The organism is Marinoscillum furvescens DSM 4134, from assembly GCF_003386095.1.
GTDB classification, from domain to species: Bacteria; Bacteroidota; Bacteroidia; order Cytophagales; family Cyclobacteriaceae; genus Marinoscillum; species Marinoscillum furvescens.
On record NZ_QREG01000024.1, the window covers coordinates 1 to 20857 of the forward strand.

At 45.3% G+C, this 20857-nt stretch carries 16 protein-coding genes; 1 reads left to right on the forward strand and 15 read right to left on the reverse strand.

Features of this window, described 5'->3' with window-relative positions:
* The first annotated feature begins 310 nt into the window (after positions 1-310).
* Positions 311-874 (forward strand): hypothetical protein, encoded by a 564-nt coding sequence (locus C7460_RS19535; RefSeq protein ID WP_221409588.1) that lies wholly within the window; start codon positions 311-313, stop codon positions 872-874.
* Here the strand turns inward: C7460_RS19535 and C7460_RS19540 are convergent.
* From C7460_RS19540 to C7460_RS19610, 15 genes are all read right to left on the reverse strand, one after another.
* The gene (locus C7460_RS19540) at positions 871-1377 is read right to left on the reverse strand and encodes a DUF2480 family protein (protein WP_115869825.1); all 507 of its coding nucleotides are present in this window, start codon (positions 1375-1377) and stop codon (positions 871-873) included. The genes C7460_RS19535 and C7460_RS19540 overlap by 4 nt on opposite strands.
* On the reverse strand, positions 1377-2069 hold the full coding sequence (tsaB, locus tag C7460_RS19545; RefSeq protein WP_115869826.1) for a tRNA (adenosine(37)-N6)-threonylcarbamoyltransferase complex dimerization subunit type 1 TsaB: 693 nt from the start codon (positions 2067-2069) through the stop codon (positions 1377-1379). The genes C7460_RS19540 and tsaB overlap by 1 nt, the downstream gene beginning before the upstream one ends.
* A 4-nt stretch (positions 2070-2073) precedes the next feature.
* A complete protein-coding gene (locus C7460_RS19550; protein ID WP_115869827.1) occupies positions 2074-3726 on the reverse strand; it encodes a S41 family peptidase in 1653 nt (550 codons plus the stop codon).
* An 11-nt stretch (positions 3727-3737) separates the two neighbouring features.
* On the reverse strand, positions 3738-4157 hold the full coding sequence (rnpA, locus tag C7460_RS19555; protein WP_115869828.1) for a ribonuclease P protein component: 420 nt from the start codon (positions 4155-4157) through the stop codon (positions 3738-3740).
* Between the two features lie 14 nt (positions 4158-4171).
* Complete coding sequence (gene rpmH / locus C7460_RS19560; RefSeq protein ID WP_115869829.1) at positions 4172-4327, reverse strand: 50S ribosomal protein L34; 156 nt, start codon at positions 4325-4327, stop codon at positions 4172-4174.
* 156 nt (positions 4328-4483) lie between these two features.
* Positions 4484-5488, reverse strand: a complete 1005-nt coding sequence (locus tag C7460_RS19565) for an adenosine kinase (protein WP_115869830.1) — start codon at positions 5486-5488, stop codon at positions 4484-4486.
* Complete coding sequence (locus tag C7460_RS19570) at positions 5481-6371, reverse strand: glycerophosphodiester phosphodiesterase family protein (RefSeq protein ID WP_115869831.1); 891 nt, start codon at positions 6369-6371, stop codon at positions 5481-5483. The genes C7460_RS19565 and C7460_RS19570 overlap by 8 nt, the downstream gene beginning before the upstream one ends.
* A gap of 79 nt (positions 6372-6450) precedes the next feature.
* The gene (locus tag C7460_RS19575) at positions 6451-7797 is read right to left on the reverse strand and encodes a DUF5009 domain-containing protein (protein WP_115869832.1); all 1347 of its coding nucleotides are present in this window, start codon (positions 7795-7797) and stop codon (positions 6451-6453) included.
* A gap of 2 nt (positions 7798-7799) precedes the next feature.
* On the reverse strand, positions 7800-10043 hold the full coding sequence (locus C7460_RS19580) for a GH92 family glycosyl hydrolase (RefSeq protein WP_115869833.1): 2244 nt from the start codon (positions 10041-10043) through the stop codon (positions 7800-7802).
* Between the two features lie 18 nt (positions 10044-10061).
* The gene (locus C7460_RS19585; protein WP_115869834.1) at positions 10062-11783 is read right to left on the reverse strand and encodes a family 10 glycosylhydrolase; all 1722 of its coding nucleotides are present in this window, start codon (positions 11781-11783) and stop codon (positions 10062-10064) included.
* A 1-nt stretch (position 11784) separates the two neighbouring features.
* Positions 11785-12951 carry a glycoside hydrolase family 10 protein gene (locus tag C7460_RS19590; RefSeq protein ID WP_115869835.1) on the reverse strand — a complete coding sequence of 389 codons (1167 nt, stop codon included), beginning with the start codon at positions 12949-12951 and terminating at the stop codon, positions 11785-11787.
* 98 nt (positions 12952-13049) lie between these two features.
* Positions 13050-14447 carry a DUF5018 domain-containing protein gene (locus C7460_RS19595; protein ID WP_115869836.1) on the reverse strand — a complete coding sequence of 466 codons (1398 nt, stop codon included), beginning with the start codon at positions 14445-14447 and terminating at the stop codon, positions 13050-13052.
* Between the two features lie 59 nt (positions 14448-14506).
* The gene (locus C7460_RS19600; RefSeq protein ID WP_115869837.1) at positions 14507-16084 is read right to left on the reverse strand and encodes a DUF5018 domain-containing protein; all 1578 of its coding nucleotides are present in this window, start codon (positions 16082-16084) and stop codon (positions 14507-14509) included.
* 30 nt (positions 16085-16114) lie between these two features.
* The gene (locus C7460_RS19605; protein WP_115869838.1) at positions 16115-17665 is read right to left on the reverse strand and encodes a SusD/RagB family nutrient-binding outer membrane lipoprotein; all 1551 of its coding nucleotides are present in this window, start codon (positions 17663-17665) and stop codon (positions 16115-16117) included.
* Positions 17665-20802 carry a SusC/RagA family TonB-linked outer membrane protein gene (locus C7460_RS19610; protein ID WP_115869839.1) on the reverse strand — a complete coding sequence of 1046 codons (3138 nt, stop codon included), beginning with the start codon at positions 20800-20802 and terminating at the stop codon, positions 17665-17667. The genes C7460_RS19605 and C7460_RS19610 overlap by 1 nt, the downstream gene beginning before the upstream one ends.
* Positions 20803-20857 lie beyond the last annotated feature (55 nt).

Sequence of the window (20857 nt, forward strand, 5' to 3'; positions counted from 1 at the left end):
CCTTCCTTTTTGCCCCCGTCCCTGCCGAACGGACGGCAAAGATAGTAAAGAACTTCTTTCCGCAAATAGTATCAAGGAAAATTATTGAGAAATTTCAACACCAACCCATTAATACAACTGGCAATCAGAGCTTTAAGTGAATAAATAATTTTTAATCGTCTCAAAACAGGCCTTCAACGAGCAGAACTGGGCTTTGAATTGAATTACATCTTTATATCAAACATTGCTTTTCAAATTTGTAATCCAAAAAACCATAATTGAATTAATGTTTACTCTTCTTACTTCAATTGATCAAGCCATCTTCTCACAGATGAGCTTTAAGGAATTCATCATCATTTTTGAGGTGCTGATCTCAGGGCTTGCTGTCGCACATCTACTGGACAGTCTTGCAAGTGTGGTGATTGCCAAACCTAAGCTGTACTGGAACCACTTGATGTATACTACCCTTGCCTTGATGCTCATCGTAAACCATTGGTGGATGTCTTTTCACCATTCGTACGAACTGATAGTAACAAACGTGTTTCAATTCCTGATCATCTTAAGCAAGCCAGTGATCATTTACTTTCTGTCTATTTTTCTATTCCCTAAAGAAGTGAGCTTAAAGGCTCGGAATTTGAAGGCGATATTTAAATTGAACCTAAGACCTCTAATGGTATGCTTTATAGGCTACCATTTTGTAAACATGATTCACGACTACTACATCTATTCGGCTGGCATTGAAATAAATGAAAATTATGCTCTACAAAATGTTGTCAGAGGGTCATTCTTGATATTCGCATGTGTAGTTTGGATGAGCAAACGGGTGCTACTTGCCGAAATCCTGGGTGTATTGAGTTTTCTGCTAACAGTCAGTTATTGGATGGAGATATCCTAACGAGGGCGTTTGTATACAGGAACAGTACTACATGGCTCTCCATACATGATGCTGGCAACTCGTCCTAAAAGTCTCTTTGTGAGCTGAAAGTAGGCGTAATCTCGACTTTGAAGCTCACCACAGCCTTTAATCACCACTTTGGCATCATCGAGCTCCAGCGAAAGTATTTTTTCTATTGCTTCATCTATGAGGATTTTTTCCAATGCATCTCTTTCGCCAACAGCGCTGCATCTCGCGTATGGTGCCAGTTTGGTGGCGACCAGCATAAAGGCCCAAGATGGTATGATGGCATCAGATGAACAGAATACTCCCACGTTTTTCCCTGAATATTGACTCCAGTCATGCTCTTTGATATAAGTTCTAAATTCTCGCTCGCGTAATATAAGTCCCTGAAAGAGCGCATCTTTCAAATCGAAGTATTCTCGCTCTGACTGATCAATGAATTCATCCAGATCTAATGAGACTAATGAACTATTGGCTACTCTGTTGACGATTTCTTCCATTACACTTTGAACTTCTGCGATGGTGTATTAGTTCGGTATTCTTTTAAATAATCTGGCTCGAAATATGCCAGGTCTTCAAACTGCTCAGCTGAGAACTTTATCCAGGCAGCCTCCCCCATGTACGCTGCCTGTGGGTGAATGCCCTCAATGATGCGAATGGTCTGGTCTGCATGGGCGAAAAGCTCTTTTAACTTTTCGGCACCATTTCCAAACATTACCAGTGGCTTACCACTGAATTCGTCGAAAGTGCTTTCGTCTACGATAATGGGGGCTGTAGGCCAAATGATGTTGCCGCTTATGTCTTCGACACGTCCGTACACCTCCATGCGTCTGGCATCGATCATTGGGCAAAGTAACTCTTCAGGAGCAGCAAACCTCCTCACCTGGGCAGACATACTCTCCAGGCTATCCAGGGCTATCATGGGGCACTCCAAGGCGAAACATAACCCTTTGACTGTGGCAGTACCTATCCTCAACCCTGTATATGAGCCAGGGCCTGCTGCTAAGGCTACTGCTGAGATATCTTTGAGTTCCAACTCACAGTTTTTGACCAGCTCTTTAATAATCACTGGAAGTAGGTTGGAGTGAGATTTTTGCAGATGATAGGTCTGTGCCCCAATGAGCTCACCCTGATGGTGAACAGCCACAGAACACACTTTGGTGGATGTATCTAAACTTAATATGTAGGCCAATGCTTTACTCTCCTTTTAGAATTTGTTGGTATCGCTCCGTATCATTGAGCACTTCTATGGCGGCCAGGACTTCCTTATCCTGATCAAACATCGCCTCGACCATGCCTGCCTGATAGTAGTACCGCCCAGCAATCTCGCGTTCGAGCAGCTTTTTAATTTCAGGCTTGAAGGTGACAAGATCCTGATCTTTGTTATGGAGTGTTTCTTCCCGAAGGGCTTCTATTTGCTCAGCAATATCTTCATAGTACTGTTCTTTCTTGGACGAGGCAATTAACTTATCAATGTCTCGCTCCACCTGAGTGGTGTAATTGAGGTCTTTGTCCTGAAGCCATTGTTTGAACTCCTGATATTCAGCATCTGTCAGCTTAAATTCTTTGGCATCTGGGATTTCCGGGTGTTCATAAAAGTACCTCGTAGCAAAATGAAAGATCAGGTCATTGGAGAGCAAGCTGATAGTAATGGGCGCTAGTTCTTGAGTCTCCACTTCGATATCGGGATTTACTCCTCCTCCATCGTAGACGGACCTGCCGTTTGCTGTTTTAAACTCGCTTTTAAGGGAATCGGGAATCTTACCAACACTACCGTCTGGGTTTCGATGGCTATAGTCTATGGCCTGAATACATCTCCCTGAAGGGATGTAGTACTTGCCCGTTGTGACTTTTAGTTGGGAATTGTATGCCAAGGGCCTGGTTTGCTGCACCAGCCCTTTTCCGTAGGTCCTTTGCCCTACCAGCACGCCGCGATCATAGTCCTGCATAACACCGGACACGATTTCAGATGCCGAAGCACTTCCATTGCTCACCAGCACCACAAGCGGGATATCTTCATCCGCAGCTTCGTTGAGCGTTTTATAGGTTTTGGTCCAGTTTTTAAGCTTCCCTCGAGTAGTAACGACCTCACGGCCTTTTCCCACAAATACATTTGAGACATTTACGGCCTCTTCAAGCAATCCTCCAGGATTTCCCCTCAGGTCTAAAATGATTTTTTCAGCCCCATCTTCTTTTAGCTCATTGACTGCATTTTTCACTTCTGCACCAGCTTCTGTGGTAAAGTCTGTAAGCTTTAAGTAGCCAATATTATCGGTGACCATGCCTGAGTAGGGCACATTGTTGATGGTGATGCGCTCTCGCGAAAGGGTAACATCGAAAGGGGCTTCTTTGCCATACCGTTCTATAGTGAGTACCAGTTCGGAGTTAGACTGGCCCTTGAGCAGCTTACTGATTTGATCAGATGATTTTCCCTTTAGAGCTATTCCATTTATTTTGATGATTTTGTCTCCAGCAATCAAACCTGCCTTGTGTGCAGGATATCCTTCGTAAGGTAGCACGATGGTAGACACACCGTCTTTTTTATCCACCACTGCGCCAATGCCTCCATATTCACCTGTGGTAATGGTGCGATAGTCTTCTATATCGTCTTCTGGGATGTAGGTGGTATAAGGATCTAAGGAAGACAGCATGGAACCAATGCCTTTTCGCATGAGCTGCGAAGGGTTGATCTCATCTACATAGTAAGAATTGACCTCCTTATACAGTGTGGCAAAAATGTCGAGGTTTTTTACAATCTCGAAGGTTCGGTCATTAAGTGGCTGATCAAAAGCCAGGAGTCCAAATCCAAGACTTCCTGCGATCAAAAATGCTTTCCACTTTCTTGTCATATCACTATTGGTTATGTCCCTTTAGGTGCGTTACTCTGATTCTTCAGTGCACGTTTTTGTAAACGTAGCATTAAAGACTTTAGTTTGGGCTCAATGATACTGAAAGGTAGTATGGTTTTGTCTAAATAGACAAATGCCAGTCTGTAACCTGGCGGGACTTCATCCTTTAACAGCAGCTGATTGATACGATAGGCCTCTCGCATTCTGCGCTTAATGAGGTTTCGATCTACTGCTCTTTTGAATTTTTTCCGGGATACAGAAAAGAGCACTGCTTGCCCAGTCTGTGCGGGAGCAACTTGCTGATACTTTAACAGCAGTGGATGCAAATAAAAAGAGGAACCGTTTTTGAACAGTTCCTCAATTTCTTTTTTGCTCGAAAGACGCTCCTTTTTTGGTAAGCGCAGAGCATTTGAATGGCCTGAATCGGTCATAGGCCTATATCAACTTATTTCTTGTGAGTCTGATCAGAAACAGTAAGCTTCTTTCTTCCCTTTGCTCTACGTCTTGCCAATACTGCGCGTCCGTTAGCAGACTCCATTCTAGAGCGGAATCCGTGCTTGTTTTTTCTCTTTCTTACTGAAGGTTGAAATGTTCTCTTCATGGCTATGCCTTTTTCTAATTCATTTATATAAAGCTGACCGATTCGCGCACGAATAAATCAGCGATTTCTCGAAACGGAGGGCAAAGATAATGAAAGATTTACTAGAAGCAAATAAATTTAACTCCTGGCACATTATTTCAAACCTCCTCTAGTACGCTAAGCGTCAAAGACTTCCTTTTTGATCTCCTGAAGTTTGGCCGGCGAAAGTCTAGGGCCATATTTGGCTACCACTTCTGAAGCAGCCTTGCTGGCTAGTTTGCCAGAAGATGCCATGGTATGACCATTGGTGATCCCATACATAAATGCACCCGAAAACATGTCCCCGGCACCATTGCTATCTATGGCTGTCACCTTGTACGGCTCTATATCGATGAATGTATCTCCATCAAAAATCATGGCGCCATTTTTCCCCTGAGTGATTACAAACTTCTTTGCGTCTTTTTTCAAAGCCTCTCTAGCGTCTTCTACAGATTCTGTACCCGTATAGAGCATTGCTTCTTCCTCATTGCAAAACAAAAGATCTACCGATGCGCCCACTACCTCGGCCATCTGGTCTTTGAAATACTTGACCATACTTGGATCTGAAAAGGTAAGGGCGACTTTCACTCCATTGGCCTCAGCGATGGCTTTGGCTTTTTTCATGGCGGCTAGCCCCGTTTCGCTGGTGACGAGATACCCTTCTATAAAAAGGTACTCTGCGTTGATCAAGGCATTTTCATCGATTTCGTTTTCAGAAAAATCCGATGTGATCCCCAAGTAGGTATTCATGGTACGTTCGGCATCTGGAGACACCATCACGAGGCATTTGCCCGTAATTCCCTCTGGAAGGTTTTCAATATTTAGATTGGTATCCAGCCCATTGTCGGTGAGATCTTTTAGGTAGACTTTACCATCTTCGTCATTGGCAACTTTACATGAGTAGTAGCCTTTGCCTCCCAGCTTACTGACGGCAACAATGGTATTGGCAGCTGACCCTCCGCCCTGCTTTTCACGGATGTGACCTGCCACAGCGGCTATGAGCTCCTGTTGGCGCTGCTCATCTACTAGCGTCATAAGTGACTTCTCCACTTTATGCTCACTGAGGAAAGCATCATCTACTTCTATCTCGTAATCTACCAGTGCATTGCCGATGGCGTACACGTCGTACTTCTTACTACTCATTATTCAATTCGTTGTATCTATTTGGGTAATCTGTAATCAAACCATCTACTCCCCAGTCTATGAGCCGTGTCATATCCTCCGGGTCATTGACGGTCCAGGGGATAACTTGCATTCCCTGCTCCTGAATGTCTGCGACAGTCTGCCGCGAAAGTAATGGAAAATGACAACTATATATCTGTGGCACAAAGCCTATTGAATCAATATTGTGCTGGAAAGGCAGCTTGTTTTCTATTAATAAAGCGAGGTTCACCTCAGGATACGTCTTATGAATATACTGAAGCACTCTGAAATCAAAAGACTGGATCGTGACACGATTCCATGGCAGCAGACCTTCAACTGTTCGGTAAACTAGATCAGAAAAATCAGCTGGATTTGGGTGATAGCGTCCGTCTCCTTCAGGCTTGCTCTTAATTTCAATATTGTAGAACGGGAGTGGCTGATTGGTGTTTTTCGCGAAAGTTTCGGCTGAATCTATTACCTGAGTCAGTAGAGGTTTTACTACGGAAAGCTTTTTCTGTTCTGGAAAACGAGGGTGATCAATGCTGCCGCAATCAAACTGTGCCACCTGCTGATAAGTCATCTGAAAAACATTGTATGCTTGTGCACTATCCGAAGGAATTGCTCCTCCAAGAGAGTCCAGGCAAATTACAGCTGACATGTAGGGCTCATGCGAAACTACTAGCTGACCGTCTTTGGTAACAGCCAGGTCCATTTCCAAAGTGGTGACACCCAAATCCAGTGCATGAATAAAACCAGGGATGGAGTTTTCAGGATATAGTCCACGTGCTCCACGGTGCCCCTGGATGTCCAATGGTTTTTGCTGCTTAGTAACGCATGAGAATAGCGTGCAGGTGAGGGCAATTAATAATGATAGTCTTTTCATTCGAAGAGGGCTATGATGTATACCATCAAAGTTGGAAATTTTTCTCCAAATTCAGATTTTCTCACCGCTACTGAAGTTATTAAGTTTTCCAAAAGATTTTACGATTGGATAGCAGCTGAATAAGGTACGCTAACAGAAAAGTGTAGCTCAAACTCCTAATAAAACCCGTCCATGGACCGTCAGTAAGACTGTTTATGAATTGCTCTAAACCCGTCAATGCCAGAACCGGCCAGATGACATTGGCAAAAGCCACATAAGCGATCATCGGGTTTTGGCCATTGGCCTTGAGTAATCTACCAAACCTACCTAGATGTGAGCTAGCAAGGGTAAAGGCGAGAAGAACGCTCAGACTACAGCCGGCACCGATCAAATAAAAGCTCAACGTAGAAGGGTCTTTTTTGATCCCACCTTCGAGCGGTTCTGCCAATAGCCCTAAGAAAAGGAGCACTAGCAGGGTACCGATGGATGTTTGCTGATAGGGCCTGCATATCATAAGTATCAGCAGTGAGGCTCCAAGCATACCCGAAAGCCAATAGGTAAGTATCAATTCGCGTGTAAAGAGCCCCACAAGCAGAACAACAGGCAAACCAACTAGCCCCGGTAAGTAAAGCGCCTTACTTCCGGTGCTCAGTTTTTGCGACAACTGCAAATGGGGTGCCAGCCATACAGCAGGCAACACGACAAAAAGGTATTGGAGATAATAAAACTGATAGAGCCCTCTGACAGGTGTAAAATCCCATATGGCCTTCATCCAGCAAACGTCTTCATGAAACACCCTGAACATGAGCAGCACTGGCAATACTGTCAAGATGATCCAGGGTCTGGATCTAGTCAACCACCAAAGAAGGCCAGCGGCAAAATACACATTGGCCAGAACGACTAATATTATGTCAAAACGATCGAGTGAAGCACCTTGGGCATCTTTGAAAGGCTGAGTGAAGATTATCATCAATAATACACTCCAACCTACGGCCCTGAGGACCATTTTTCTCCAAAAGGAATAAGCCGAGGGAAGTCTGATAAAAACTAAAAACAATCCACAAAACCCAACCAGCGCCAGAATCCATTGGAGCGTATCGGGAGAACTGGCAAGCTGATGTGGGCGAATGTGATGAAGCACAATAGCAAACACCAGAAGAAGTAAGGTGCGACTGAAAAGGTGCTTTAGATAGTGCCGGGTCTCTTCAAAACGCCTTCCGGCGATAGGAATAGCCACTCCGAGGCAAAACAGAAACATAGGAAACACCAAATCCACCCAGGTGATACCGGGTAGATTTGGGTTGAAAACTCTATCGGGTGGAGGCAACTGCGCATGATACATCCATGCGGGCAGAGACCTGTAGGGCACGATACCAGATAAGACCATGCCCAGTATCGCCAACCCTCGCGTGGCATCCAATGCCTCAAATCTGGATGAGGCCGCCACTGTTAATTGCTTTGTGAAGGGGGAAACGCGCTTGCCTGAATACCTCTGGCTGTATTGGGCCTGGCATCCATGACAAACTCCAATGTACCACCGCTCATAATTTCTTCATGTGTAATGAAGTTTCTATCGAGCAGCTTCCCGTTGAGCTTTACTTCTTTTACATAGACGTTTTCGTTGCTGTTGTTTCTGGCTATGATTTCAAATGCCTTTTCATCCGGCAAGGATAAAACCGCACGATCTACCAGCGGACTACCTAAAACGTAGTTTCCATCAGCAGGATTTACAGGATAGAATCCGAGAGCGCTGAACACGTACCATGCGGACATTTGACCACAGTCTTCATTGCCCGGATATCCATCCACATCGTTGTGATACATGGTGCGCATGATATCACGCACACGCTCCTGCGTTTTCCATGGATAGCCAGCATAGCTATACAAATACGCAATGTGATGACTCGGCTCATTGCCATGAGCGTATTGCCCGATAAGTCCAGAAATATCCGCAGACACATTTTCTCCAGTCATCTCTGAGGTTACCTCAAACGTAGAGTCTAAGTGATTTACAAACTGATCAGGAGAATCGAAGAGACTGATAAAGCCAGCGACATCATGAGGTACAAACCAAGAGTGCTGCCATGCTGTACCTTCTATATATGCTCCTTCAAAACCATGCTCAGAGTAGAACGGATCAAACGGAGTAAGCCAACTGCCATCCGCTAGTTTCCCGCGCATAAACAGTGATTCTTCATCGAAAAGGGCGCGATAGCTTTGTGCGCGTGCCTCAAAAACATCTGCAATGGAATCCTTGCCCAGAGTTTTGGCCACTTGAGCTATACACCAATCATCATAAGCATACTCCAACGTTTTGGTCACTGACCAGCCATCAAGATCGGCAGGCACATAGCCATATTCGCGATACTCCTTCGTGCCTCTGATGTCTTGCTGTGCACTGGCAAGCATCGCTTCCAACACTTTTTCTTCCTGGCCTTTCAAATATCCTTTTTGTAAGGCATCCGCCAAAACAGGCACTGCATGATAGCCCGTCATGGTATTGGTCTCACTGCCGTGCAAAGCCCATACTGGTAATAAGCCATGCTCTTCATAAAAGTCGAGCAACGACAACAGCATATCGTTTAATTGATCTGGCTGAGTCAATGTGTAAAGCGGGTGTGCCGCCCTGAAAGTGTCCCAAAGTGAAAATACGGTGTAGCGACTGTGAGGCTTATCGTAAATTTCTTTGTTTACGCCACGAAACTGACCATTAGTATCAGAGAAAAGCTGCGGGGCCATCATGGTATGATAAAGCGCTGAGTAAAATATGGTGTCAAGGTTCGGATCTCCGAATTCCACATCCAGGGTCAGAAGCTCTGTTTGCCAGGATTGATCGGCAGCTTCTACCACTGCATCAAAATCCCATTCAAACTTATCAGCTTTTAAATTGGCAAGTGCGTTTTCCTCACTTACGGACGAAATCGCTACTTTAACTAATAGTTCACCGCCTTTACCAAAATCTACAATAGCTCGCAACGAGTCAGTTTCTAAGGCTTCTATCTTTTCCCATTCCTCTCCGTCTGAAATTTCCATGGATTGGATATTCTCGGAAAATTCGGCAGCAAAGTATACCCGCTGGTTCCTAGACCAGCCGTGCGAGTAGCGATACCCCGTGACAAGATTTGCGTCGGACTTTTGAATGTTTGTTTTAGTGGCAATGTCCCAGTTGATCGAGAATCCCAGGTCTATAGACAAAGCTCTATCGGCACCAGCCGGAAAATTATAGCGATGATAGCCTACCCGCTCCGAAGCAGTGAGTTCGACTTCAATTCCGTTGGCAAGTTTTACTTGATAATTGCCAGGCTTTGCTGCTTCGTTGCTATGCGAAAAGGCTACACGCCCTCCTTTTTTGGCATCAGCTGAAAGGTAAGGCATCAGCGAAATGTCACACAAATCCCCGATACCTGTACCACTCAGGTGTGTATGGCTGAAGCCCGCAATGAGTGAATCGGAATAATGATACCCCGAGCACCAGTCCCAACCCTCCGTACCATTATCAGGGCTGAGCTGAATCATCCCAAAAGGTGTAGTGGCACCTGGGAAGGTGTGTCCATGGCCACCTGTACCAATAAACGGATTGACTTTCTGTTGATTCTGACTGCTGATATTCTCCTGAGGAGCAGAACATGCTACTATCAAAAATGCAAACGCACCCCAAGAGGTGCGTCTGACGGCCTGAAAAAAATTATTCATCTTCAATATTATATCAAATTATAATTCTGGATAGATCGCTTTCGTCGGATACATGGCTTTCATGACCTCCTGCACATCAGGGTCCTGGAAGCCTGTGAAAAAGAAATAGACTTCTCCCTGCACGCCTATTTCGCGATTGGCCTGCACCATATCTGCAATAAACTGCTGACTAGGCAAATAGCCACCAAGAAACAGGAGTAATCCAGGGTAAAAGATTTTTTGACCTGCCGGTTCCAGCATATTGTACTGATTGGAAAGTAATCCTTTATAGATGTTTAATCCTTGATTTTCTCTTCGGTACAGCTGAGGACTTACGATATCTGAGTAGCCTTCGGCTACCCAGGTAGTATAATCTTGCAGATACTCATCGTACCCGAAGCTCATGGGACTAGGTGAGTGCGCTACAACCATGTTTGGATCTATGGCCTTTACAGAATCATATAGAGCCTTCCCAAACTTATTGAGAATATCAGCTCTCCAGCGCAACCATGCCGTGTTTTTGGCTGTAGCCGGTGGCTCCTGCCCGTCATGGTCTGCCTTGTATAGACTGACTGTGTAATCATCGTAACCGGCCTCTGAAGGTGTGGCTGGCAAGCGATCATCCCCTTGCACTCCGTCTATGTCCGGGTAGTTGGTAACCACTTCCGTGAAAAGATCTATCATGAATTGCTGAACGTCCGGGTGAAAAGCGTTCATCCAGTAAAACCCATTTTTCACAACCACATTGCCATTTACATCTCTGGCCTTCCAGTGGTCTGGCGTATTGTCCAAAATGGGACCAGGACTACCATTGTATGCCGCAAACCCGTACTCAAACCAGGCCATTACTTTGATGTCTTTGGCATGGGCTGCATCGATGAGTTCTCTTAATGGGTCACGACCTTCATACAAAGGATCGATTTTTTTGCCTGTGATCTCAGCAGCCACATCGCTAGGATAGGTTGTAAGCGCTTTGTTCCAAGTTACTACAAATATGGTATTGATATTGAGTTCATCGCATAGTGCAACCGCCTCGTCAATTTTTTGCTTTGAAGTCAGGACGTTGCTGTCTACATTGGTGAGCCATACTCCTCGCACGCCTACATCCTGTGGTTGCTCAGTGACCGAAACATTGTAGGATTGTGTTTCGCCATTTTCGGCTGTGACAGTGTAAGTGACAGGCGAGGTAAAGTCTTGAGGCTCCTCTACTGCAGGAGAAACGGATGCCTTTTCGTGTATATCAAGGCTTACTTTTAGGTTAGTAATATCGGTACCATAGGGCACTGATCCACTGATCTGCTGACCATCAATTTTGCCTCTGATAAATATCTCCGAGAAGAAAAACTCATTGATATCATTATCATCACTTTTCTCCACTACGATCACTTCCTCTTTTACAGACAATGTGACTGTGTAAATCTTATTGGCTCCATTTTCTGCTGTAACCACATAAACTACCGGGCTGCTAAAGTCTTTGGCCTCCCCAGAAGCTGGTGAAATGGTTGCTTTCTCAGACACTTCGATAATAGGAACCAGACTTGTGAGGTCAGTCCCCACAGGCAAGCTGTCCTTCACTGTACCCCCTTCGTGATCTATCTGAACTCCTGTGGTGACATCTATTCCTTCGATTTTAAAATCCAGAATCAGATTTTCGCCACTAGGCTCTTCTACAGGCTCCTCTTCGCTACAGGCAGTCACCAAAGCAAGCGATGCTATGCAAGCCAGTAGCCAAAATTTAGATTGCTTTAAATAGTTCTTCATGTTATTTCTTTTTCGTCAATTCTGGAAATGATACCGGTTCGGCATACATTTCTGAGAATAGCCCTTTGAATTTTTTTATCCCTTCATAAAAGAAGTACACCTCACCATTGATGCCATAAGTACGATTACTTTCGATCATGGCGCGCAGCATTTCTTCCGAAGGGTTGTATTTATCTACTTGAAGAAGCACCCCTGGGTAAAAAATGGGCAAATCGGAATCTGCCAGTTGCCAGGAGGTGATTTCTTCTAGTAATTGATTGTATGCGTCGATATTATATCTATATAGCTGCGGACACACCAGGTCTACATATCCTTGTCGAACCCATGTAGGCCAGTCCTGCAAGTAGTTTTCTTTGCTCCATGGGTATACACTTGGCGACATGCTCACCAGGCATTCCGGGTCTGCTTGTTTTACACTTGTATAGAGCGCTTTAAGAAATTCATTGAGCTTCTGTGCGCGCCAGGACACCCATTCGAAATCGAGGTGATTTGCCGGAGGCTCCTTGCCACTATGCTCACTTTTGTAAAGCTCCACGGTAAACTCATCGTACCCTCCATTGGAAGGCATTGCAGGCAAACGATCGTCTCCCTGAATTCCGTCTACATCGTATTTGTTTACCACCTCTAAGACGAGTGAAGTGATGAAATCCTGCACCTCAGGGTGAAGTGCATTCATCCATTGAAATTTGTTTTTGGCAGTGATGTCACCATTAATGTCTTTGGACGCCCACTCTGGTTTTTGTTGGATGAGGGCTCCACCAGTATCGTCACCGTAGCTAGAGGCAAACCCAAACTCAAACCACGCAAATACCTTGATGTCGCGCTTGTGGGCTTCTTCGATAACCTCTTCCAGGGGGTCTCTGTCACCGTATTTCGGATCGATACTTCGTCCGGTAAAATTTTTCATGATGTCACTCTGGTAGATCGTGTTGCCACGATTCCAGGTGACTAAAAAGATGGTATTGAAACCTAGGGAGTCGAGCAATTCTACAGACTCGATGATGTTTTCACGTGAGAGCAATACCTCACTGGCTACATTGGTCATCCATACACCTCGGACCGCTTCCTTTTTGGCAGGAAGCTCAGTTGGTTTTTGGTCCACCGAACCGCAGCTAAATACAAGAAAAAATAAGCCGCATAGGGTAAAAGCTTGTAGTAGCTTTTGCATGTTTTTGATTGAAGAAATGTTCACGCTATAATGAAAAAAGGCTGCCTTCAGTAGCTGGTAAGTACCCGAAGGCAGCCTTAGATTGAGAATTGATTGTATTAATCCTGAATTGCTAACGTAAGATCGAATTTGGCCAATGCCTGATTGGTGATTACGATGTAAAGCTCTGCTTTAGCTTCACTCACGATGTGGTGAGCTACGTTACCACTAGCATCATTGTTGGCTGTAGTATTACTACCTACAAAATCTGCAGAATACATCACATCGCTGCTGGTAACATTGTCGAGTCCGTCCGTTACATCGATTACTAAAAGTCGGCTTTCATTGGCGCTTCTAGGGAAAATTGCAGCCATTACTGTTTTATCACATAGCTGGAACAAAGTAAAATCGTTGTAGAAGAAGTCTACCAAATCACGATTTTCATTGGGAAGCTGCTGAAGTTTTGCGCCAGTAGCCAAATCAATTTCAGCAACATCTATGTCGTTACCATTTACCCATACAGTTTCGCTATCAGCTGTTAGTGAAGTAGCTGCAGCTCTTGAACCAAAACCTGTCAAGCTATTGAAGCCTTGAGCTTTGATGATGGTAGGCGTTGGATTGAGCACGCCACCTTTTACTTCCCATCGATAGATATCTGATCCACGCTCTCCAGCGGTGAAATTTCTACCGTAGGCTGTATAAATGGCTGCATCACCAGAAATATCTCCAACCACAGAAAGGTTGTCACCCAGACGAACTGCCTCAGACACTTCATACTCGATGTAAACTTCAGGCGCAGCTGATTCGTTGGCCCACTTATAGACTTTAAATACGGCCGTTCCTTGTCCATTAAAATCGAGGACATTGCACGCCAGAATAGAACCATCGGCGCTTGTTTCCACGTCACCTAATTTCAGGCTCCCACCGGAGATATTGCTATTGTCCAGGTCTGCGAGCACTGCTCCGTCTGCTGGATCTAGCACTTTAATTTTGTCATGGTTGCTCATTACGTAAACATGTCCGTTTCCGTAGGCAATTCCATCTTCGCCATTGTTGGTAAACCAATCGGGGAGATTGCTACCAGCTATGGTGTATGACCATACCGCTTCGCTAAGAGTAAGTACAGGTTCTGTGCCCTGTGCAGCAATTTCTACAATTACGATCCATTCTTGAGTGGTCCCATCTTCTGCTGTAACCGTGTAAGTCACAGGCGTAGTAAAATCTTGTGGGGTTTCTGAAGCCGGGTTAACAGTTGCCTTTTCTGAAATCGTAAGAATTGGAGCAAGTGCTTTTACATCAGTACCAAATGGCACGGTGATTCTTACTGTGAAATTTTCGGCATTGACTGTACCCGTGATATCACCACCCAGACAGCCACCAGCCAAATCTACTGCTACAATGTCTTTGCGCTTACTTAGCAAAGGTCCATCATCGCCTTCATCATCTTTACATCCTACAAACACTACCATGCTCAGTGCGAGGAGCAACACAGAAAATTTGCTCATTAAATTTTTCATACAATCAATCTTAAAAGTTCAATAAAAAGGAGTGCCCTACGAACACTCCTTTTGTGAAATTAGTTGGCCAAATCTACAGTATATGCACCTACACCATTGTTGGTGATCAGTCCATAAACTGTAACAGTACCATCTGTATTTTTCTCGAAGCTCAGTCCGCCTGTAGCATTAAGGTTCTGAGATTCAGTAGTATCATCATCAAATGAAATTGTAGTAGCTTTTTCAGCTTTATCGAATCCTTCAGTTACATCGAAGAACACCAACTCTTGAGTTTCAGAATTTGGAGTATTGATTGAAACCAATACTTTGTTTGTTTTCAACTCAAAGTAGATGATATCTGAAGAGAAACCAGTCATCAGTTCAGTGGAGATAGAACCTTTAACTGTTCCGTCAGAACCGATCAATGTAGGGTTGATGCTGTTACCATTTACAATGATATCAGAATTTGCGTCGTTAGAAAGCACTGAGATACCTGGAGCTGAACCAAAAGAAGCGATATCAGCTACTACGATTTGCTCAGCCGTAGCATTTACTGTACCACCTGTTACTTTCCACTTGTAAATGATATTGCCACCATTGCTTGCAGCGTAGATGTAAGCATCACCGTCAGTATCTCCAGTCACAGTGAAGTTGTCAATTCGTTTTTCTACTGTAGACTCTAGAATGATTTCCTGCTCAGCACTTTCATCATTCCAACGGAACACGTAGAATGTACCATTGTTCAAAGTACCCGTACAAGCAAGGATATTTCCACCTTCATCCACATGCGCATCTACGATGTTTGCATAGATACCAGACAATCCAGTTTTGCTTTGCTTCAAGAATTTTTCTGAATCCTTCTCTACACCAGTAGCACGATCAAGAATTCTTAGTTTGTCTCTGTTGTTCACCGCATATACTGACTCAGCTCCGATTGCAATATCCGCATCATTGTTAGCTGTGAACCAGCTTGGACGGCTGCTCGTACGGTTTACTAGTTCCCATTTAGCCTGTACATCAAGGCCTGGCTTAGCACCTTCAGTTACGGTAACTGTGTAGGCAGTAGTTGAGCCATCCTGAGCAGTAACTGTGTAAGTCACATCACTAGAGAAGTCCTGAGCTACACCACTCTCTGGGCTTACAGAAGCCAAAGCAGAGATGGTCACTGTAGGTATCAAAGCAGTTAGATCTGTACCATAAGGCACTTCTGCAGTGATCGCTGTACCTTCGATAGTAGCTGTTACAGAAGGATCAAGCTCAGCAAACACAAACTCAGTGATAACTTTCTCATCGCTTCCAGCTTCGGCAGAAACACTTACTGTATAATCTACTGTAGTGCCATCTTCAGCTGTCACTGTATAAGTAACGGCACTAGAAAAATCCTGAGCAGTACCGCTTTCAGGTGATACGGTAGCTTTAGAAGAAATGGTCACTGTAGGTGCCAATGCTGTAAGGTCTGTGCCAAAAGGAACAGTAGCAGTAATGTCTGTACCGCTGATCGATGCGGTCACTGCTGGGTCCAGGTCAGCAAATACAAAGGATAAAATTTCTTTTGCATCGCTTTGAGGTACGGTTGGCTCTTCGTCTTCACAAGATACGAAGGTGAAGCATACGATGGCAATCATTGCCAGCTTCATCAAATTCAAAAAATGTTTCATTTGTGTGTTAGTTTAAGTTTGCATTAAGAATTAGTCGACATCCCACCAAACACGTGTAGTGGGTAAGTCCGCTCCCTGCTGCTTCACGGCTTCACTGTAGCTATCAGCGTTGAGGCTTTGCTCCTCAGCAGGATATTTTAATCGAACAGGCACATCTGAACCACCTGTTTCACTAAGGCCATCTGTATTTGGAATAGGGTTGAGCACTGGGAATCCAGTTCTTCTGTATTCAGCATATGATTCAAAACCCTGATTGATATTCATCAGCCATTTTTGGGTAATGATTTGCTCCAATGCATTTGCGGGATCATAAGCTATGCCCGGCTCTGCCAGGTATGCATCTATGTCTGTGGCGTCAATAGTCACCTCTGGATATGTGGCAAGTTCTTCTGCCGAAGCTCGGTTTTTGATGTCTTCGTATACAGTTACCCAAAACTCAATGGCAGCACGCACGCCAGCCTCATAGTGACCTTGCGCATTACCATCTCCCCAGCCTTTAAGAGCAGCTTCTGCAAGGAGAAACTCCACTTCTGCATAGGAAAGCATTACACTCGGTGCGTAAGGATTAGATACTATTTCTGAATCCTTCGAATAGTCTTTCAGATCCAGATCACTCAGCTGTTTCGGGTTGAGTCCGTTTTGCAATCCAGTATAAGCACCATTGCTTTCGGCAGGAGCCACATACAAGGGTAGTCGCGGATCGTTGTGGTCTTCCAGATAATCAAGCAGGGTGTTGCTCACACGGTACTCGTTGAAAATCCGAATAATGCTCATTGGCTGAAGATTTTCCAGCGCATTGCCTTTGTCTTTACCATAAGGCACCAGGGCAGAATCGTCATTGGAAGACAGCAACCTTCCGTCTGCTATCACCGCACGTACATGCTGCTCTGCCAGTGCAGGTGCAGCATCGCTAATACGCATCGCTAGTCTCAGACGAAGCGAATTGGCAAAGCGTGTCCAGCTATCGATATCACTACCAAACATCACATCAGCAGCACCAAACGTTAGGCTTTTTGAAGGGTCAAAAGCAGCTACCGCTTGCTCCAGTTCAGTGAGCATAGCTGTATAGATTTCCTCCTGCGTGTCATACTTGGGAACAAGCTTACCTTCGAAAGCTTCGCTGTAGGGAACATCTCCCCACAAGTCCGTGATGCGGTGCATCATAAAAACTTTCCAAATACGAGCTATGCTGTTTTTGTTGATCTTATCTGCGTTGCCATCTGTCAGCTTTATGACCTGATGTGCCTGCATAACGAAATCCGAGTAAGCCTCCGTCCAGTAAGCTGTCAACCAGTCATTTCGTGTGAGGTATCGGCCTGTTTCGAAATAAGGTACCGCAACTGAATAATACTGGATGTAGTGGTTGGCATAAAGCTGCTGTGCTCGCTGAAACTCGGTATAGCGCAGTGCTCCGTAAACGATAGATCTCGTGAAAAGCAAGTTTTCGTTTGCACGATCAGCCTGTACTGCCAAAGGGCTCGTGTTGATCTCTTCGAAATCTCCAGTACATGCACCCACTGAAAACAGTAGGATTAAAGCTGCGAAAAGGGTCTTGATATATTTTTGGCTCACGTTTTTCATTAGAGTGTAAGCTTTAAGTTGAAACCATAGCTACGGGTAGACGGGAAGGCGTATGCCTCGATTCCCTGGTCGTTTCCGGCATTGAAGGTGGCTTCAGGATCAAAGCCAGGAGTGTTTTTGTATAGGATGAAAAGGTTTCTTCCAACAAGCGAAATACTTGCTGCATGGAAGGGGCTCTTCATAAACATAGACTTTGGCAGGCTATAGCCGATCGTGACTTCACGCAGCTTCACGTAGCTTCCGTCGTAAAGAAACTCCTCTGCAAAGTTCGAGGCACGCCCACCTACAGTTTGCCAATAGGTCTGCGGGTCTACTTCGATCGTGTTTGGACTACCATCTTGTCTTACGCCCTCTGCGATGTATCCGCCTGCTCCGGCATACCATTCTCTACGCTGATCCAGTGTATAGGCTGCATTGCCATTCCATGCGGAAGCCGAATTGGTAAACGAGTAGATATCACCACCTTTTCGAATGTCAAACAGTACACCCGCCGACACATCGCCAATTTGGAGGCTGTGGCCAAAACCAGCCAAGAAGTCTGGCAGGTAGTTACCTATTTTCTTGATCCCATCAGGGTCTGGTATAGGCAGGCCATTGTCACCTATGATTCTTTCCCCTGTAGATTCATCTCTTAAGTATGCCTTGTCGGCATAAATGTCACCAAAAGGATTGCCCACGGTCGCCTGGATGCGTACACCAAACTGATCATAGTTTCCTCCCAAAGGATATACCAGTACGTCCGGCGCCAGCTCCTCAACTACAGAAACGTTTCTGGTAAAGTTGATATAGGTGTTGTAGCGGAATCTCGGCTTTTCTACTACCGTAGCATTTAGCGCAAGCTCTACACCGTAGTTTCTAATGAGACCAGAGTTGAACACGGCAGTTTCAAAACCTGATGGTTTAGACACGGGCACATTGATGATTTGATTTTTGGTGCCTGCATCATAGTACGTAGCGTCGAAGGTGATCCGGTTGTTGAGCAAGCTCAGCTCAAGACCCGCCTCTATGGAAGTGGTGCGCTCTGGCTTCAGGTCCAACGGAGGACGAGTAGTAGCCACCTGGCCAAACCCCTGACCACCATGTGAAAGCGAGTTGGAAGGGTAAAGCAAATCCAACTGATATGGGTTAGGATCATTACCTACAGCAGCCCAGCTCGCTCGCACTTTACCAAAACTGATGAAAGTAGGCAAGTCTAGCAGTTCAGAAAGCACCAAACTCGTAGACGCTGATGGGTAAAAATAGGACCATGCGTCTGGAGGCAGTGCACTTGACCAGTCGTTTCTGGCTCCTACTTCCAGGAATATTTTGTCATTATAATCTACCTGTGCAGTACCGTAAAGTGAGTAAACCACTTTTTCTGAATACGACTCTCTCGCCTGCACACTGTTGGCATTTTGCAAGGCAAAAAGATTGGGAACATCGAGGCCCTGTGCTTCATTGTATACCCCACGTGCCCGGCTTTTCAATACATTTCCACCGGCCGTGAGTGTTCCATTCCAATTGTTGTTTAGTGGAAGGGATGCAGTCAGCAAAAAGTCAGAGTTAGATTCCTGCACGCGGTTGTACGCCTGACTGTAAAAACTCTTATCGGAAGTCACCCGGTAAATGGTGTTGGTAGCGTTGCGCACCTCTCGGTGGTCGTTGTAAAAATCTGTACCACTTCGCACGTGGGCCTTGAGCCAGTCGGTGAGACGATACTCCAGCATCATGAATCCAAGCATACGATCACGCTCGTCCTCATTGGTATTGAGGTTTACCGCCCAGTATGGGTTTTGCCATGTAGTAGCGGCTCCGTTGTTGTAAAGTCTAGGAGTGCCATCAGGATTTTGGAAGTTTTGCAGGTCCTGAAGGCGAATGGTGCGAGGCATTTCGATCAGCGCACTCATTGGGTTGTCCGGACTTAGTGTAAGATTGGGACGGTTAAATGCCGTCTGATTGATGTAGTTGATCTTACCGCTAAACTTCAGCCGATCCGAAAGATCACTCGATACATTGAGGCTGGTAATGATTCGCTCTAGCTCACTGTTGGGCATGATGTTGTCACGATGCATATGGGTAATGGACCCGCGTACCTGAATGTCCTCGTTACCCGTAGTGATCCCTACGCTATTGCTGTAGGCCACTCCTGTACGGAAAAAGTCTTTGATGTTGTCAGGCTGCGCATTGTAAGGCACCTGATCACCTGCCCAGTTAAGCAGTGGCTGTCCGTTTACATCGGTTTGTCCTTGTGAAGGTGCTCCCCAGCTGGTGCGCACATTGTCACGTATTTGGCCGTTGGCGTCCACCAGGATTTCACCATTGGAACCTCTGCCATAATCGTTTTGAAAATCTGGTAGCACCAGAGGAGTCTCAAAAGTGAGGTTGGAGTTGATTTCGATACCTACGCCTTTACGAGCTTTCCCTTTTTTAGTCGTAATCATCACTACTCCATTCTGCCCGCGTGAACCGTACAGGTTGGTAGCACCAGCACCTTTTAGCACGCTGATAGACTCAATGTCTTCGGGGTTGATGTTGGAGATGCCATCACCATAATCTATACCGCCAAACTGGCCTCCACCACCTTGCGGGTTGGCCATGGGCACGCCATCCACCACGTAGAGTGGGCTGTTTCTACCTTGTAAGCTGGAAAATCCCCTGATCACCACTTTAGATGTACCACCAGGGCCTGTGCCTGACTGATTGATTTGCACGCCGGCTACTCTGCCTGAAAGCGAATTGATTACGTTGCTCTCACGTGCAGTAGTCAGCTCCTCACCATCTACTGACTGTGAAGCATATCCCAGCGAACGTTTATCACGCTCTACGCCCAATGCCGTAACTACTACGGCTTCCATTTCTTGTATATCCAGCTCTAGCACGACATTTACGACTGTACGCCCATTAAGCTGTATTTTTTGAGTTTCAAACCCCACAAAAGACACTACAACAGTGGCATCCAGATTGGAAACCTTTAAGTTGAACTCACCATCCAGGTTGGAAACGGTACCATTGGTGGTACCCTGCTCCATCACTGTAGCTGCTGGAATAGGCTCTCCCTGATCATCTGTGATCACCCCGCTAATCACCGCAGATTGTGCGAATATCTGCTGTGAAAGCAGAAGCGTGATGACCCAATAAAATATTCCTTTGCTATTCATTCGCTGTTAAGTTTTGAATGATCTTTTCAGATCGGATACAATTTAGAAATAATAT

Coding starts and splice junctions, on each gene's coding strand:
- C7460_RS19535 (WP_221409588.1), top strand. CDS start 311: ATGAGCTTTAAGGAATTCATCATCATTTTTGAGGTGCTGATCTCAGGG.
- C7460_RS19540 (WP_115869825.1), bottom strand. CDS start 1,377: ATGGAAGAAATCGTCAACAGAGTAGCCAATAGTTCATTAGTCTCATTA.
- C7460_RS19550 (WP_115869827.1), bottom strand. CDS start 3,726: ATGACAAGAAAGTGGAAAGCATTTTTGATCGCAGGAAGTCTTGGATTT.
- rnpA (WP_115869828.1), bottom strand. CDS start 4,157: ATGACCGATTCAGGCCATTCAAATGCTCTGCGCTTACCAAAAAAGGAG.
- rpmH (WP_115869829.1), bottom strand. CDS start 4,327: ATGAAGAGAACATTTCAACCTTCAGTAAGAAAGAGAAAAAACAAGCAC.
- C7460_RS19565 (WP_115869830.1), bottom strand. CDS start 5,488: ATGAGTAGTAAGAAGTACGACGTGTACGCCATCGGCAATGCACTGGTA.
- C7460_RS19570 (WP_115869831.1), bottom strand. CDS start 6,371: ATGAAAAGACTATCATTATTAATTGCCCTCACCTGCACGCTATTCTCA.
- C7460_RS19580 (WP_115869833.1), bottom strand. CDS start 10,043: ATGAATAATTTTTTTCAGGCCGTCAGACGCACCTCTTGGGGTGCGTTT.
- C7460_RS19585 (WP_115869834.1), bottom strand. CDS start 11,783: ATGAAGAACTATTTAAAGCAATCTAAATTTTGGCTACTGGCTTGCATA.
- C7460_RS19590 (WP_115869835.1), bottom strand. CDS start 12,951: ATGCAAAAGCTACTACAAGCTTTTACCCTATGCGGCTTATTTTTTCTT.
- C7460_RS19595 (WP_115869836.1), bottom strand. CDS start 14,447: ATGAAAAATTTAATGAGCAAATTTTCTGTGTTGCTCCTCGCACTGAGC.
- C7460_RS19600 (WP_115869837.1), bottom strand. CDS start 16,084: ATGAAACATTTTTTGAATTTGATGAAGCTGGCAATGATTGCCATCGTA.
- C7460_RS19605 (WP_115869838.1), bottom strand. CDS start 17,665: ATGAAAAACGTGAGCCAAAAATATATCAAGACCCTTTTCGCAGCTTTA.
- C7460_RS19610 (WP_115869839.1), bottom strand. CDS start 20,802: ATGAATAGCAAAGGAATATTTTATTGGGTCATCACGCTTCTGCTTTCA.